Source organism: Dactylosporangium sp. NPDC049140 (genome assembly GCF_040648435.1).
The window spans coordinates 21,686-33,654 of the sequence record NZ_JBEZDS010000077.1; the positions used below are offsets into that span (position 1 = coordinate 21,686).

Below are 11,969 nucleotides of genomic sequence, written 5' to 3' on the forward strand. Positions count from 1 at the left end.
CGCAGATGATGGCCGACAAGATCGACATCGGCTCGATGGGCGACTATCCGCTGCTGATCAACGCCGCGCGCGGGCAGCAGAGCGCGCAGACCCGCACGAAGCTCGTCGCCATCACCGGGTACAACTCCCGGGGTGGGCTCAACAGCATCGTCGTCGCGCCGGACTCACCCGTGCACTCGCTGGCCGACCTGCGCGGCCGGACCGTCTCCACCAGCGTCGGCTCGGCCGGGCACGGCCTGCTCGTCCAGGCCGCCCGCAAGGCCGGCCTCGACCCGGGGAAGGACTTCAAGACCGAGAACCAGCAGCCGCAGGTCGGCGCGAGCGCGCTGCAGTCCGGCGCGGTCGCGGCGCTGTCGCAGTTCGTCGCGTGGCCCGGGCTGCTGGTCTTCAACAACCAGGCCCGGGTGTTGTACGACGGAGGCGCCCTCGGCGTGCCCACGCTGCACGGCGTCGTGGTGCGCGAGCGGTACGCGAGCGAGCACCCCGACGTGCTGCGCGCCTTCCTCGCGGCCCAGCTCGACGCGACCGGCTACCTGCACCAGCACCCGCTGGAGGCGGCGCAGACCGTCGCCGACGCCACCGGCCTGCCGCCCGAGGTCGTGTACCTGTACAACGGCCCGAACGGCGTGGCCACCTTCGACGTGACCGTCAAGCCGCTGCTGCGCGACGCGCTGGCCCAGGACGTGCCGTTCCTCAAGGAGATCGGCGTGCTGCAGCAGGTCGACCTGGCCGCGTTCGTCGACGACCGGGCGATCCGCGAGGTCGCCGGGGCCGGCTACGACCGGGACCTCGCCGGCACCGCGAACCCCGCGGCCATCGCCGGCACCGACCCGGTCTGCGGGCGCCCGGTCACCGACCCGGCCCGGGCCGGCGAGATCTGGCCCGCCGGGGCCGCCGCGACCCAGCCGGCGGCCACGCCCACCTGCCTGCTGCGGGCGCTGCGGGCGCTCGCGACGCCGCCGCGCGCCGCCTATGTCCCGGACACCGTGACCGGCACCCGCTGGTTCGCCGACCGCAGCGTCTGGGTCCGCGACCCGTCCGCCGGGGAGCAGGACCGGTTCAAGCCGTTCACGACCGCCGACGGGGCCCGGTCCTATGTGGACGCTCATCCGGGGTCGGCCGTGGTGTCGTTCGCCGACGCCAGGTCCGGGGCGGGTGCGCCGTGACCGCCGCGACCGTCACCGAGACCGCGGCGGCGGCAACGGTACCGTCGAGCCGGCGCCCGGCCGCCACCCGCCGGTACCCGCGCTGGCTGCGCTGGACGGTCCGCGGCGCCTCCCTCGCCGCCGCGCTCGCGCTGTGGCAGTGGGCCAGCGCCGCCGGGCTGCACCTGTTCCTGCGCTTCGACCGGCTCCCCGGCCCGCTCGCGGTGGCCGACGCGTGGGGCGGGCACCTGGGCGCGGCGCAGTACTGGCTCGACGTCGCCCAGAGCCTCGTGCGCATCCTGACCGGCTTCGCGCTCGCCGCCGTCCTCGGCGTGGCCGCGGGCATCGCCGTGGCGCGCTCCCGGATCGCCGCCGACGTCCTGCAGCCGCTGTTCGAGGTCGCCCGCCCGATCCCGGCGATCGCCCTCGTGCCGGTCGCGATCCTGCTGTTCGCCACCAACGAGCAGGGAATCGTGTTCATCACCGGCACCGCCGCGTTCTTCCCGGTCCTGGTCAGCACCCGCCACGCCGTGCGCGCCCTGCCGGCGGTGTGGGAGGACGCGGTGCGCACCATGGGCGGCGGCCGGCTGCGCGTGCTGGGCACCGTCGTGCTGCCCGGCATCCTGCCCGGCGTCTTCGGCGGCCTCTCCGTCGGCATGGGCGTGGCGTGGATCTGCGTCATCTCGGCCGAGATGATCTCCGGTGACTTCGGCATCGGGTACCGCACCTGGCAGGCCTACACCATCGTGGACTACCCGGGCGTGCTCGTCGGCATGGCCACCATCGGCGTGCTCGGCTGGCTCACCTCCGGCGCGGTGGAGCTGCTCGGCCGCCGCCTCACCCGCTGGCTGCCGGCCCGCGGCACCGGCACCGGGGGCCGGTCGTGATCGCCCTGCGGGCCGCCGGCGTGACCCTCGGCTACGGCGGCACGGCCGTCCTGCGCGGCGTCGACCTCGAGGTGCGCCCGGGGGAGGTGCTCGCCGTGGCCGGCCGGTCGGGCTGCGGCAAGTCGACACTGCTGCGCGCGTTCGCGGGCCTGCTCGTCCCGCAGGCGGGCACGGTGCTCGCCGACGGGGCGCCGGTGCGCGGTACCGCGCCGGAGCGGGCCCTGGTGTTCCAGGACGACGCGCTGCTGCCGTGGCGCACCGCCCGGCGCAACGTCGAGCTGCCGCTGGCGATCCGCCGCGTGCCGCGCGCCCAGCGCCGCGCCCGCGCCGAGGAATGGCTGGCCCGGGTCGGGCTGGCCGGGCACGGGCGGCGGCTGCCCGGCGCCCTCTCCGGCGGCATGCGCCAGCGGGTCCAGCTCGCCCGCACCCTCGCCGGGGCGCCCCGCGCGGTGCTCATGGACGAGCCGTTCGGGGCGCTCGACGCCAAGACCCGCGCGGCCATGCAGCGCCTGCTGCTCGACGTGCTCGCCGACGCACCGGCGACCGTCGTGTTCGTCACCCACGACGTCGACGAGGCGCTGCTGCTCGGCGACCGCGTCGCCGTCCTCGCCCCCGACGGGGTGCGCGACGTGCTCGACGTGCCCGGCGGGCGCGCCCGGTCCGGAGCCGCCGCCGCTCGTACCCGCATCCTCGAAGCCCTGGAGGCCACGTGCGCCCCGAACCCCTGACCGAGCGGCTGGAGCTCGACTGCGACGTGCTCGTCGTCGGCGGCGGCACCGCCGGGACCATGGCCGCCATCTCGGCCGCCGAGGCCGGGGCGCGGGTGCTGCTGCTGGAGAAGGCCCACGTGCGCCACTCCGGCGCGCTGGCCATGGGCATGGACGGGGTCAACAACGCCGTCATCCCGGGCAAGGCGACCCCGGAGGAGTACGTCGCCGAGATCACCCGGGCCAACGACGGCATCGTCAACCAGCGCACCGTGTTCCAGACCGCCTCCCGCGGCCACGACATGGTGCGGCGGCTGGAGGGGTACGGCGTCAAGTTCGAGAAGGACGAGCACGGCGAGTACGCGGTGCGCCGCGTGCACCGCTCCGGCAGCTACGTGCTGCCGATGCCCGAGGGCCGCGACGTCAAGAAGGTGCTCTACCGGGTCCTGCGCGAGCGGCGGATGCGCGAGCGGGTCCGCATCGAGAACCGGGTGATGCCGGTGCGGGTCCTGACCCGCGACGGCCGGGCGGTCGGCGTGGCCGGGCTGCACACCCGCACCGGGCAGTTCGTGACCGTCACCGCCGGCGCGGTCGTCCTCGCCACCGGGGCCTGCGGCCGGTTCGGCCTGCCGGCCAGCGGCTACCTCTACGGCACCTACGAGAACCCGACAAACGCCGGCGACGGCTACGCGATGGCGTACCACGCCGGTGCCGAGCTGTCCGGCATCGAGTGCTTCCAGATCAACCCGCTCATCAAGGACTACAACGGCCCGGCCTGCGCCTACGTGGCCAACCCGTTCGGTGGGTACCAGATCAACAACCGCGGCGAGCGCTTCGTCGACTGCGACTACTGGTCCGGCCAGATGATGGCCGAGGTGGCCCGCGAGATCGCCTCCGCCCGCGGCCCCATCTACCTCAAGCTCACCCACCTGCCGGAGGAGACGATCGGCCGCCTCGAGTCGATCCTGCACACCACCGAGCGGCCCACCCGCGGCACCTTCCACGCCGGCCGCGGCCACGACTACCGCACGCACGACGTGGAGATGCACATCTCCGAGATCGGGCTGTGCGGCGGCCACTCGGCCTCCGGCGACTGGGTCGACGAGCACGGTGCCACGACCGTGCCCGGGCTGTACGCCGCCGGCGACCTCGCCTGCGTGCCGCACAACTACATGATCGGCGCGTTCGTCTTCGGCGACCTCGCCGGCCGGCACGCGGCCGGGCATCTCGCGCCCGGGCCGCTGCCCGAGGACCAGATCGCCGCCGCACACGAGCTGGTCTACCGGCCGCTGTCCAATCCGGACGGCCCGCCGCAGCAGCAGGTGGAGTACAAGCTGCGCCGTTTCGTCAACGACTACCTGGCGCCGCCGAAGACCGCGGCGAAGCTCGACATCGCCGTCGAGACGTTCGAACGCATCCGGGGCGAGATCGACGCGATGAGCGCCCGGACCCCGCACGAGCTCATGCGCTGCGCCGAGGTGACGTTCATCCGCGACTGCGCCGAGATGGCCGCCCGCGCCTCCCTGACGCGCGCGGAGAGCCGCTGGGGCCTCTACCACGAGCGGGCCGACCGGCCCGGCCGCGACGACGACTCCTGGTTCTGCCACCTGAACCTGTACCGCGGCGACGACGGCGCCATGCGCTTCCGTAAACGGCCCGTCGCGCCGTACCTGGTGCCCGTGCCGGAGTTCGTGCCCCCGGACATCGCCGAGGAGGAGCTCGTCGCGGCGCCGGCCCGCGAACACGTCACGGCCCGGGCGGGCGCGGGCGGCCGGGCGGTGAACGCCCCGGCGGCCGACGACCGCCTGCTCGACCTCGTCCGGCTGCTCGACGCCGAGCCGGACCTGGACCGGCTGCGCCCCTTCCTGGCCGACCCCGACCCGGCCGTGCGGCGGACGGCGGTGGCGGGCCTCACCGAGGCGGTACCGGACGGCGCCGCGCACGCCCTCGCCGGCGCCCTCGCCGACCCCGACACGGCCGTACGCGCCGCCGCGGTGGCGGCCCTGCGCGAGCTCGCCGACGTCCTGCCCGCCGGCTTCGGCCCGGCCCTGCGCGCGCACGCCGGCCGCGCCGACCCGGGCGTGCGCGCCGTCGTCGCCGAGCTGCTGCGGGTCACCGGCGACGGCCACCGCGACGACTACACCCGGGCCCTCGGCGACGACACCCCGGCCGTGCGCCTGGCCGGCATCCGCGGCCTGGTCCGGCTCGACGACGCCGGGGGCCTGGCGGCCGCCGCGGCCGACCCCGACCGCGAGGTGCGCATCGCCGCGGCCCACGGGCTCGGCACCGTGGCCGACCGCCGCGGCGCGCCCGCCCTGCTGCGCCTCGCCCGCGACGCCGACCCGCTCGTGCGCGCCGCGGCCCTCACCGCCGCGGCCGCGCTCGGCTGCCCGGGCCCCCTCGCCGGCGCCGCCGCCGACGGCCTGCGCGACCCCGCCTGGCAGGTCCGCGAGGGCGCCGCGGCCGGGCTCGCGGGAGCGCCGGCGGAGGTGGCGGTGCGCCCGCTGCTCGGTGCGGCCGGCGACGGGAACCTCGACGTGCGGCGGGCCGCCGTCCGGTCGCTGGCCCGGTGGGCCGGGCGTTTCGACGTGGCCGCGGCGCTGCGGGCGGCGGCCGAGGACCCGGACGCCGACGTGCGCGCGTACGCCCGGCAGGGCCTGGCCGGGTAGCTTCAGGGCCGGTCAGGCCGTGTACCGCCGGCGCAGGCGGACCGCGGCGAGCACGAGCGTCGCGCCGGCCCCGAGCAGCACGGCGCCGGTGCGGGCCAGGCGGCCGACTGGGTCGCCGGTGACGGCGAGTACGGGTCCCGCCGCGGGCGCCGCCGGGTTGTCCGCAGTGTCGGCGCCGCCGCCGTTGGCGTGTACCGCGCGCACGCGGAACTGGTGCCCGCCCGCGCTGAGGCCGCTGACGGTGGCGAGCAGCGTCGTGCCGGGCCCGGTGTGGTTCGGTGCTTCACACCAGCCCGGCCCGGTGCCCGATGATGACCAGCTGCACGCGGTCGCGCGCGCCCAGCTTGTACAGCAGCCGAGCGACGTGCACTTTGGCCGTGCCCGGCGTGATGAAGAGCCGCGCGCCGATCTCGGCGTTGGTCAGACCCGCGGCGACCAGCCCGAGCACCTGCCGCTCCCGCCCGGTCAGCCCGTCCAGCTCCGGCGGCGACGAGGGTGGGGTGGCGGCCGGGGCGGCACCGGTGAACGCGGCGATGAGCCGGCGGGTCACCTTCGGCGCGAGCAGCGCGTCGCCCGCCGCGACGACCCGCACCGCGGCGTGCAGGTCGGCCGGCGGCGCGTCCTTGAGCAGGAACCCGCTCGCCCCGGCCCGCAGCGCGCCGTAGACGTACTCGTCGAGGTCGAACGTGGTCAGCACCAGGATCCGGGTCGGGCTCCCGGCCGCGGTGAGCCGGCCGGTGGCGGCGATGCCGTCCAGGTCCGGCATCCGGATGTCCATCAGCGCCACGTCGGGCCGCAGGCGCAGTACCTCGTCGATCGCCTGCCGGCCCGTCTCCGCCTCGCCGACGACGGTCAGGTCGCCGGCGGTCTCCAGGATGCCGCGCAGGCCGGCGCGGATGAGCGCCTGGTCGTCGGCGACGAGGACCTGGATCGTCACGGCCCGGCATCCGGGGAGTACGGCAGCGTCGCGCTGACCCGGAAGCCGCCGGCCGGCAGCGGCCCGGCGAGCACGGTGCCGCCGTAGAGCGCGGCCCGCTCGCGCATGCCCGTCAGTCCGAGCCCGGGGCGCCGGATCTCGCCGCCGCGACCGCGGTCGACGACCGTCACGACGACGGCGTCCGGGGTGTGCTCGACGGTGACCCGGGCCCGGTCGGTGCCGGCGTGCTTGACGACGTTCGTGAGCGCCTCCTGGACGATCCGGTACGCCGACAGCTCCAGCCCCGGCCCGAGATCCCCGGGCGGGCCGAGCACCGACACGTCGACCCGCACGCCGGCGGCCGCGGTGCGCTCGGCCAGCCGCGGCAGGTCGGCCAGGCCCGGCGCCGGCTCGCCGCCGGCGGGATCGGGCTCGCCGAGCCTGAGCATGCCCAGCAGCCGCCGCAGCTCGGCCAGCGACTGCCGCCCGGTGGTCTCGATCACCGCCAGGGCCTCCGCGCCCTTGCCCGGTTCGGCCGCCACGACCAGGCGCCCGTACGCGGCCTGCACCGTGATGACGCTCATCCCGTGCGCGACGACGTCGTGCAGCTCGCGGGCGATGCGCACGCGCTCGTGCGCGGCCCGCTCCTCGGCCTGCCGCGCCTCGTGCCGTATCAGCGCCTCGGTGTAGAGCCGGTGCTGGCGGACGGCGACGCCAACGGTCCAGGCGACGAGCAGCGCCAGCCCGAACGGCACGACGCCGCCCTTGTGCCGCAGCGACGGCAGGGCGGTGGCGACCGGACCGGTCAGGCCGGCCGCGAGGGCGGCGGCCGCGAGGGCGCTGTGGTGCCGTTCCGCACAGCGGTAAAGCGCATATGCCTGCGGTACCAGGGCGATCCAGGCGAATCGCGGGGAGACCGGCGAGAGCCAGAAGACGGCCAGCGCGCCCGCCGCCGCCACCAGTGGCCGGCGCCGCGCGAGGGGCAACGTCGCCGCGGCGAGCCCGACCGCCGCGACCGCGAGGGCAACGGCGGGTTCGCGGGCCCCGAGGACGTCGAACGCGAAGAGCCCGAACGCCACGGCGACGAGCCCGTCGACGAGCAGCCACCGCCCCGGGCCCAGCCGGCGCCGCGGTTCGGTTCGCATACAGCGCAGCGTACGACCCCCGAGTGCCCGGGCACGTCTGCCCGCGGGCATATGCCGGCGGCGGGATGCCGGCGCGGCCCCGCCGGGCGCAGAGTCGCCGGCATGATTGAGGTACAGCGGCTCACCAAACGGTTCGGCGCCCACGTCGCCGTCGAGGACCTGACCTTCGCCGTCCGCCCGGGCACCGTGACGGGCTTCCTCGGCCCGAACGGCGCCGGCAAGTCGACCACCATCCGGATGCTGCTCGCCCTGACCACGCCGACGGCCGGGCGCGCGCTGATCAACGGGCACCCGTACCGGACGCTGCGGGAGCCGCTGCGCGAGGCCGGCGCGCTCGTCGACGCGGCGGGCGTACACGGCGGGCGCAGCGCGTACCGCCACCTGCACTGGCTCGCGGCCGCCAACGGCCTCGACCGGGGCCGCATCGACGCCGTCCTGGACCGCGTCGGCCTGACCGGCGTCGCCGGCAAGAGGGTCCGCGGCTTCTCCCTCGGCATGCGCCAGCGGCTCGGCATCGCCGCCGCGCTGCTGGGCGACCCGCCGGCGCTGCTGCTCGACGAGCCCGTCAACGGCCTCGACCCGGAGGGGGTGCACTGGATCCGCGGGCTCATGCGGAGCCTGGCCGGCGAGGGGCGCACCGTCCTGATCTCCAGCCACCTCATCGCGGAGCTGGCCCTGGTCGCCGACCGGCTGCTGGTCATCGGCGGCGGGCGGCTGCTGGCCGACGACACCCTGGAGGCGTTCAGCCGCGGCCACGCCACGCTGGAGGACGCGTACTTCGCGTGTACGGCCGGCGCGGTCGCGTACCACAGCGGCGGTCAAGAATGAGCGCCGTCCGGGCCGAGTGGATCAAGTTGTGGTCCGTGGCCTCCACCTGGATCTGCCTCGCGCTCGCCGTGGCGTTCGCGATCGGGCTCGGCCTGGCCGGCACCGTCGGCGTCGGCCGCGCCGGGTCGGCGTTGCCGGCCGACTTCGACCCGCTCGGCAACGCGTTCGCCGGGCTGACCTTCGCCCAGCTGTCCCTCGGGGTGCTCGGCGTGCTCGCGGTGACGTCGGAGTACAGCACCGGCACCATCATCGCGGCCCGCCTCGCCCAGCCGCGCCGGGCCGCCGCCTTCGCGGCCAAGGCCGGCACCATGTTCGGCGCCGCGCTCGTCATCGGGCAGGCCCTGGCCTTCGGCAGCTTCCTGCTCGGCCAGGCCGTCCTGCACGCCGAGCACCTGGACGTCGGCCTCGGCGCGCCCGGCGTCCTGCGCTCGGTGACGAGCGCCGGGCTGTACCTGTGCGTCGTCACCATGGTGGGCTTCGGCCTCGGCGCGCTGCTGCGCCACCCCGCGGCCGCCACGGCGGCACTGTTCGCGGTGGTGTTCCTCGCCTACGGCGCCGCGAAGGCCGTGGAGGGCTGGTCCTACCTGCCGTCACGGCTGGTGCTGTCCAACGCCGGCGACGTGGTGGCCCAGGTGCACGCGGTGGCGGCCCGGCCGCGCCTGCCGTCGCTCGGCCTGGCTTACCTCGACCTGGCGCTGTACCTCACGGCGGCCCTGGCCCTCGGCGCCTGGCGCAGCACCCGCGACGCGTGAACCCGGGCCGGCAAGGCGCCGCGCGCTGAGCTCGGCCGCCCCGGTCGCCGGCCGGGCCGCCCACGCCGTCGCGCGGCGGCCGTGGAAGCGCCGGCTGGTCGACGACCTGGGGCTTCGGCGTCGCCCACGAGATGTTCGCCGGTCGGTCGACGGGCCGGTCGCCGGGCGCGGCCGCGCCGAGCCGGAGGGCCAGCCGGTCCACGGCCCGGCGGGCCGCGTCGTGGGCCGCGACGGCCTGGTCCGCGTGGCCGGCGGCCCAGTCGGCGAGGTGCTGGGCGCGGGCCCGGGCCCGGGCGGCGTCCCCACGATCGAGGACCGTCACGACGCCCACCGTCACCGCGATCGCGGCCCGCTGGGGCTTCGCGAACCACAGCCGGTTCACCGCGATCTACCGAGCCGCGTACGGCGTGACCCCGAGCCGCGCGCGGGCCCGCACCTGAAAAAAGTGTTATGCCACCGGTCCTTATCGAGTCGCTGTTCCGGCCGCTTGACAACGTCCCGGGCGATATGCCGAGATGGACACCCGTAACGGGTCGGTGATTTCTTGGAAACGAACACGAGGCAGGCCTCGCTCGTCGCCGCGGCGAAGGCCGGGGACGAGCGCGCGCTCGCCGATCTGCTCGCGGCGCACCTCCCGCTGGTGTACACGATCGTGCGCCGTGCCCTCGCCGGGCATCCGGGCGCCGTCGACGACGTCGTGCAGGAGACGATGCTGCGCGCGCTGCGCCAGCTGCCGTCGCTGCGGGAGCCGGAGAGTTTCCGGGTCTGGCTGGCCGCGATCGCGGTCCGGCAGGCCGGCACCTATCTGCAGCGCGAGCGCGTCGCCGCCGGTCGCCGGGTGCCGCTGGACGTGCTGACCGACGCGCCCGACGCCGACGACTTCGAGGACCTCACGGTGCTGCGGGTGGAGCTGTCCGGGCAGCGGCGCCAGGTCGGGCAGGCCGTCGGCTGGCTGGACGCGGACGACCGGGTGCTGTGGTCGCTGTGGTGGCTGGAGATCGGCGAGGAGCTGACCCGCGCCGAGCTCGCCGCCGCGCTGAGAGTCAGCGTCGTGCACGCCGGGGTGCGGGTCCAGCGGATGCGCAACCGGCTCGAGCAGGCCCGCGTGCTCGTGGCGGCGCTTGACGCGCGGCCGCGCTGCCCGTGGCTGGACACGGTCGTCGCCGACTGGGACGGCATCCCGAGCCCGCTGTGGCGCAAGCGGATCGCCCGGCACACCCGCTCCTGCGTGGCCTGTGCGCGGGCCGCCGAGGCGATGGTCGACACCGAGCGGTTGCTCACCGGCTTTGCGCTGCTGCCGGTACCGGCTGTGCTCACCGGCGCTCTGGCGGTCCACGAGGCGGCCCCCGGTACCGCCGCATCGTCTTCGGTCGTCACCGCCGCCACGGTCGGCGCGGCGAAAACGGGCTGGCCGGTCGCGAAGCTGGTCGTCGCCGGCTCCCTGGCCGCCGGGGTCGCGGTCGCGGCCCTGGCCTGGCCGCACGACGAGCCTCCGCCGCCGTCCGCGGCGGTCCCGTCCGCGGCGCCGTCGTCGTCATCGTCGTCCGCGGCACCGCCGGCGACCCTGCACCCGGGCCCGGTCTCCTTCGAGCTGCAGAACGCGCCCGGGCGGTACCTGGGCACCGACGGCCATCTGGGCATCCTCGTCGGCGGGGACACGGCGTCGGGGCGGCAGCGGGCCACGTTCCAGGCGGTGCCGGGCCTGGCCGACGCGAACTGCTTCTCGTTCCGGGCCGCCGACGGGCAGTACCTGCGGCACTCCTCCTGGCGGCTGCAGCTGAGCCCCGCCGAGGGCTCGTGGCTGTTCCGCGGCGACGCCACCTTCTGCCCGCTCGGCACCGGCGCCGGCGACGTGATGCTGGAGGCGTCGAACTACCGCGGGTACTTCATCCACCACGATGGCGACCAGCTGTGGGTGCGGCAGGCGGACGGCACGGTGTCGTTCCACACCAACAGCACGTTCCGGATCCGGCCCGGGCTGGCGTAGACGCGCGGGAGCGCGGTGCGGCGGCCGGGATGGCCGCCGCACCGCGCTCGATGAGCGTCAGCTCAGGCTGAACTTCTGGTTGGCCCCGCCCCAGCAGTCGTACAGCTGGACCTGCTGGCCGTTGCCGGTGCCCCAGACGTCCAGGCAGCGCCCGGACTGCACACCGGAGATCGTGCCGTTGCTGTTGACGTTCCACTGCTGGTTGGCCTGGCCGTTGCAGCTGTAGATCTGCACGGCCGCGCCGTTGCCCGAGCCGGCGGCGTCGAGGCACATGTTGCCGTACACCTGCAGCTGCCGGCTCGACGTCAGCGTCCAGGCCTGGTTGGTCTGGCCGTTGCAGTCGTAGAGCTGCACCCGGGTGCCGTTGTTGTGCGAGGCGTTCGGCACGTCGATGCACCGGCCCGACTGGGCGCCGACGATCCGGCCCGATCCGCCGCCACCCGTCGTGGGCGTCGGCGTCGGCGACACGCTGTTGGTCGGCGTCGGCGTCGGCGAGCCCGTGCCGGTCGGCTGGGCGGCGTTGAGGGCGTTGAGGACCGAGGTGTACGCGGCCTTCTTGTTGCCGCTGCCGTCGAACAGCAGCGGGCTCTCACCCGAGCGCCAGGAGTCGCTGTCGCGCACGCCCCACACGGTGATGCCCACGCAGCGGGGCACGTTCATGCAGGCCTGGGTCAGCCCGGCGTACTGCGACGTCGACGCGTTTGTCACGTCGGCCTCGGTCAGCGCCACGTCCACACCCAGGGCCGCGAAGCTCGACAGCGTCTGCTGGAAGTTGCCCGGCAGCGAGCTGCCCCCGGTGAAGTGCGTCTGCAGCCCCACGCAGTCGATCGGCACGCCGCGGGACTTGAAGTCCTGGATCATGCGGTACACGCCCTGCGTCTTGCCGTACGACCAGTTCTCGATGTTGTAGTCGTTGTAGCACAGCTTCACCGA

Annotated in this window: 13 protein-coding genes; 8 read left to right on the forward strand and 5 right to left on the reverse strand. The window is 75.7% G+C overall.

The genetic code is table 11. The features are described from left to right. The first annotated feature begins 5 nt into the window (after positions 1-5). From AB0B76_RS54985 to AB0B76_RS55000, 4 genes are read left to right on the forward strand one after another with little or no spacing between them, the layout of a single operon-like run. Positions 6-1,166 (forward strand): ABC transporter substrate-binding protein, encoded by a 1,161-nt coding sequence (locus AB0B76_RS54985; RefSeq protein ID WP_360393201.1) that lies wholly within the window; start codon positions 6-8, stop codon positions 1,164-1,166. Further along, a complete protein-coding gene (locus AB0B76_RS54990; RefSeq protein ID WP_360393204.1) occupies positions 1,163-2,032 on the forward strand; it encodes an ABC transporter permease in 870 nt (289 codons plus the stop codon). Before AB0B76_RS54985 ends, AB0B76_RS54990 begins: the two co-directional genes overlap by 4 nt. Beyond that, entirely contained in the window at positions 2,029-2,760 is a 732-nt protein-coding gene (locus AB0B76_RS54995; protein WP_360393207.1) for an ABC transporter ATP-binding protein, read from the forward strand. The genes AB0B76_RS54990 and AB0B76_RS54995 overlap by 4 nt, the downstream gene beginning before the upstream one ends. Further along, a complete protein-coding gene (locus AB0B76_RS55000) occupies positions 2,742-5,408 on the forward strand; it encodes a fumarate reductase/succinate dehydrogenase flavoprotein subunit (protein WP_360393210.1) in 2,667 nt (888 codons plus the stop codon). The genes AB0B76_RS54995 and AB0B76_RS55000 overlap by 19 nt, the downstream gene beginning before the upstream one ends. 12 nt (positions 5,409-5,420) lie before the next feature. Here the strand turns inward: AB0B76_RS55000 and AB0B76_RS55005 are convergent, their stop codons facing one another. The 3 genes from AB0B76_RS55005 to AB0B76_RS55015 all read right to left on the reverse strand — a co-directional run bounded on the left by AB0B76_RS55005 (position 5,421) and on the right by AB0B76_RS55015 (position 7,469). Beyond that, positions 5,421-5,612 carry a hypothetical protein gene (locus tag AB0B76_RS55005; protein ID WP_360393213.1) on the reverse strand — a complete coding sequence of 64 codons (192 nt, stop codon included), beginning with the start codon at positions 5,610-5,612 and terminating at the stop codon, positions 5,421-5,423. 79 nt (positions 5,613-5,691) lie between these two features. Then, positions 5,692-6,345, reverse strand: a complete 654-nt coding sequence (locus AB0B76_RS55010) for a response regulator transcription factor (RefSeq protein ID WP_360393216.1) — start codon at positions 6,343-6,345, stop codon at positions 5,692-5,694. Further along, entirely contained in the window at positions 6,342-7,469 is a 1,128-nt protein-coding gene (locus tag AB0B76_RS55015; protein WP_360393219.1) for a sensor histidine kinase, read from the reverse strand. Before AB0B76_RS55015 ends, AB0B76_RS55010 begins: the two co-directional genes overlap by 4 nt. A gap of 102 nt (positions 7,470-7,571) precedes the next feature. Between AB0B76_RS55015 and AB0B76_RS55020 the strand changes: the two genes are divergently transcribed. Both AB0B76_RS55020 and AB0B76_RS55025 read left to right on the forward strand, forming a co-directional pair. Beyond that, on the forward strand, positions 7,572-8,297 hold the full coding sequence (locus AB0B76_RS55020) for an ATP-binding cassette domain-containing protein (protein WP_360393222.1): 726 nt from the start codon (positions 7,572-7,574) through the stop codon (positions 8,295-8,297). Beyond that, positions 8,294-9,049, forward strand: a complete 756-nt coding sequence (locus tag AB0B76_RS55025; RefSeq protein WP_360393225.1) for a hypothetical protein — start codon at positions 8,294-8,296, stop codon at positions 9,047-9,049. Before AB0B76_RS55020 ends, AB0B76_RS55025 begins: the two co-directional genes overlap by 4 nt. Here the strand turns inward: AB0B76_RS55025 and AB0B76_RS55030 are convergent. Next, on the reverse strand, positions 9,000-9,431 hold the full coding sequence (locus AB0B76_RS55030; protein ID WP_360393237.1) for a hypothetical protein: 432 nt from the start codon (positions 9,429-9,431) through the stop codon (positions 9,000-9,002). The genes AB0B76_RS55025 and AB0B76_RS55030 overlap by 50 nt on opposite strands. On the opposite strand from AB0B76_RS55030, the gene AB0B76_RS55035 reads away from it, so the two are divergent. Both AB0B76_RS55035 and AB0B76_RS55040 read left to right on the forward strand, forming a co-directional pair. Next, positions 9,391-9,489 (forward strand): hypothetical protein, encoded by a 99-nt coding sequence (locus AB0B76_RS55035; protein ID WP_360393234.1) that lies wholly within the window; start codon positions 9,391-9,393, stop codon positions 9,487-9,489. The two genes, AB0B76_RS55030 and AB0B76_RS55035, sit on opposite strands and share 41 nt — an antisense overlap. Before the next feature lie 104 nt (positions 9,490-9,593). Beyond that, positions 9,594-11,036 carry a sigma-70 family RNA polymerase sigma factor gene (locus AB0B76_RS55040; protein ID WP_360393228.1) on the forward strand — a complete coding sequence of 481 codons (1,443 nt, stop codon included), beginning with the start codon at positions 9,594-9,596 and terminating at the stop codon, positions 11,034-11,036. 57 nt (positions 11,037-11,093) lie between these two features. On the opposite strand, the gene AB0B76_RS55045 is transcribed toward AB0B76_RS55040, so the two are convergent. Beyond that, positions 11,094-11,969, reverse strand: an 876-nt coding sequence (locus tag AB0B76_RS55045; protein ID WP_360393231.1) for a ricin-type beta-trefoil lectin domain protein, incomplete at its 5' end; no start/stop codon positions are given.

Bases quoted from the DNA above. Each gene is read 5' to 3' on its own strand.
- AB0B76_RS54985 (WP_360393201.1), top strand. From the start codon at position 6: ATGATGGCCGACAAGATCGACATCGGCTCGATGGGCGACTATCCGCTG.
- AB0B76_RS55015 (WP_360393219.1), bottom strand. From the start codon at position 7,469: ATGCGAACCGAACCGCGGCGCCGGCTGGGCCCGGGGCGGTGGCTGCTC.
- AB0B76_RS55020 (WP_360393222.1), top strand. From the start codon at position 7,572: ATGATTGAGGTACAGCGGCTCACCAAACGGTTCGGCGCCCACGTCGCC.
- AB0B76_RS55025 (WP_360393225.1), top strand. From the start codon at position 8,294: ATGAGCGCCGTCCGGGCCGAGTGGATCAAGTTGTGGTCCGTGGCCTCC.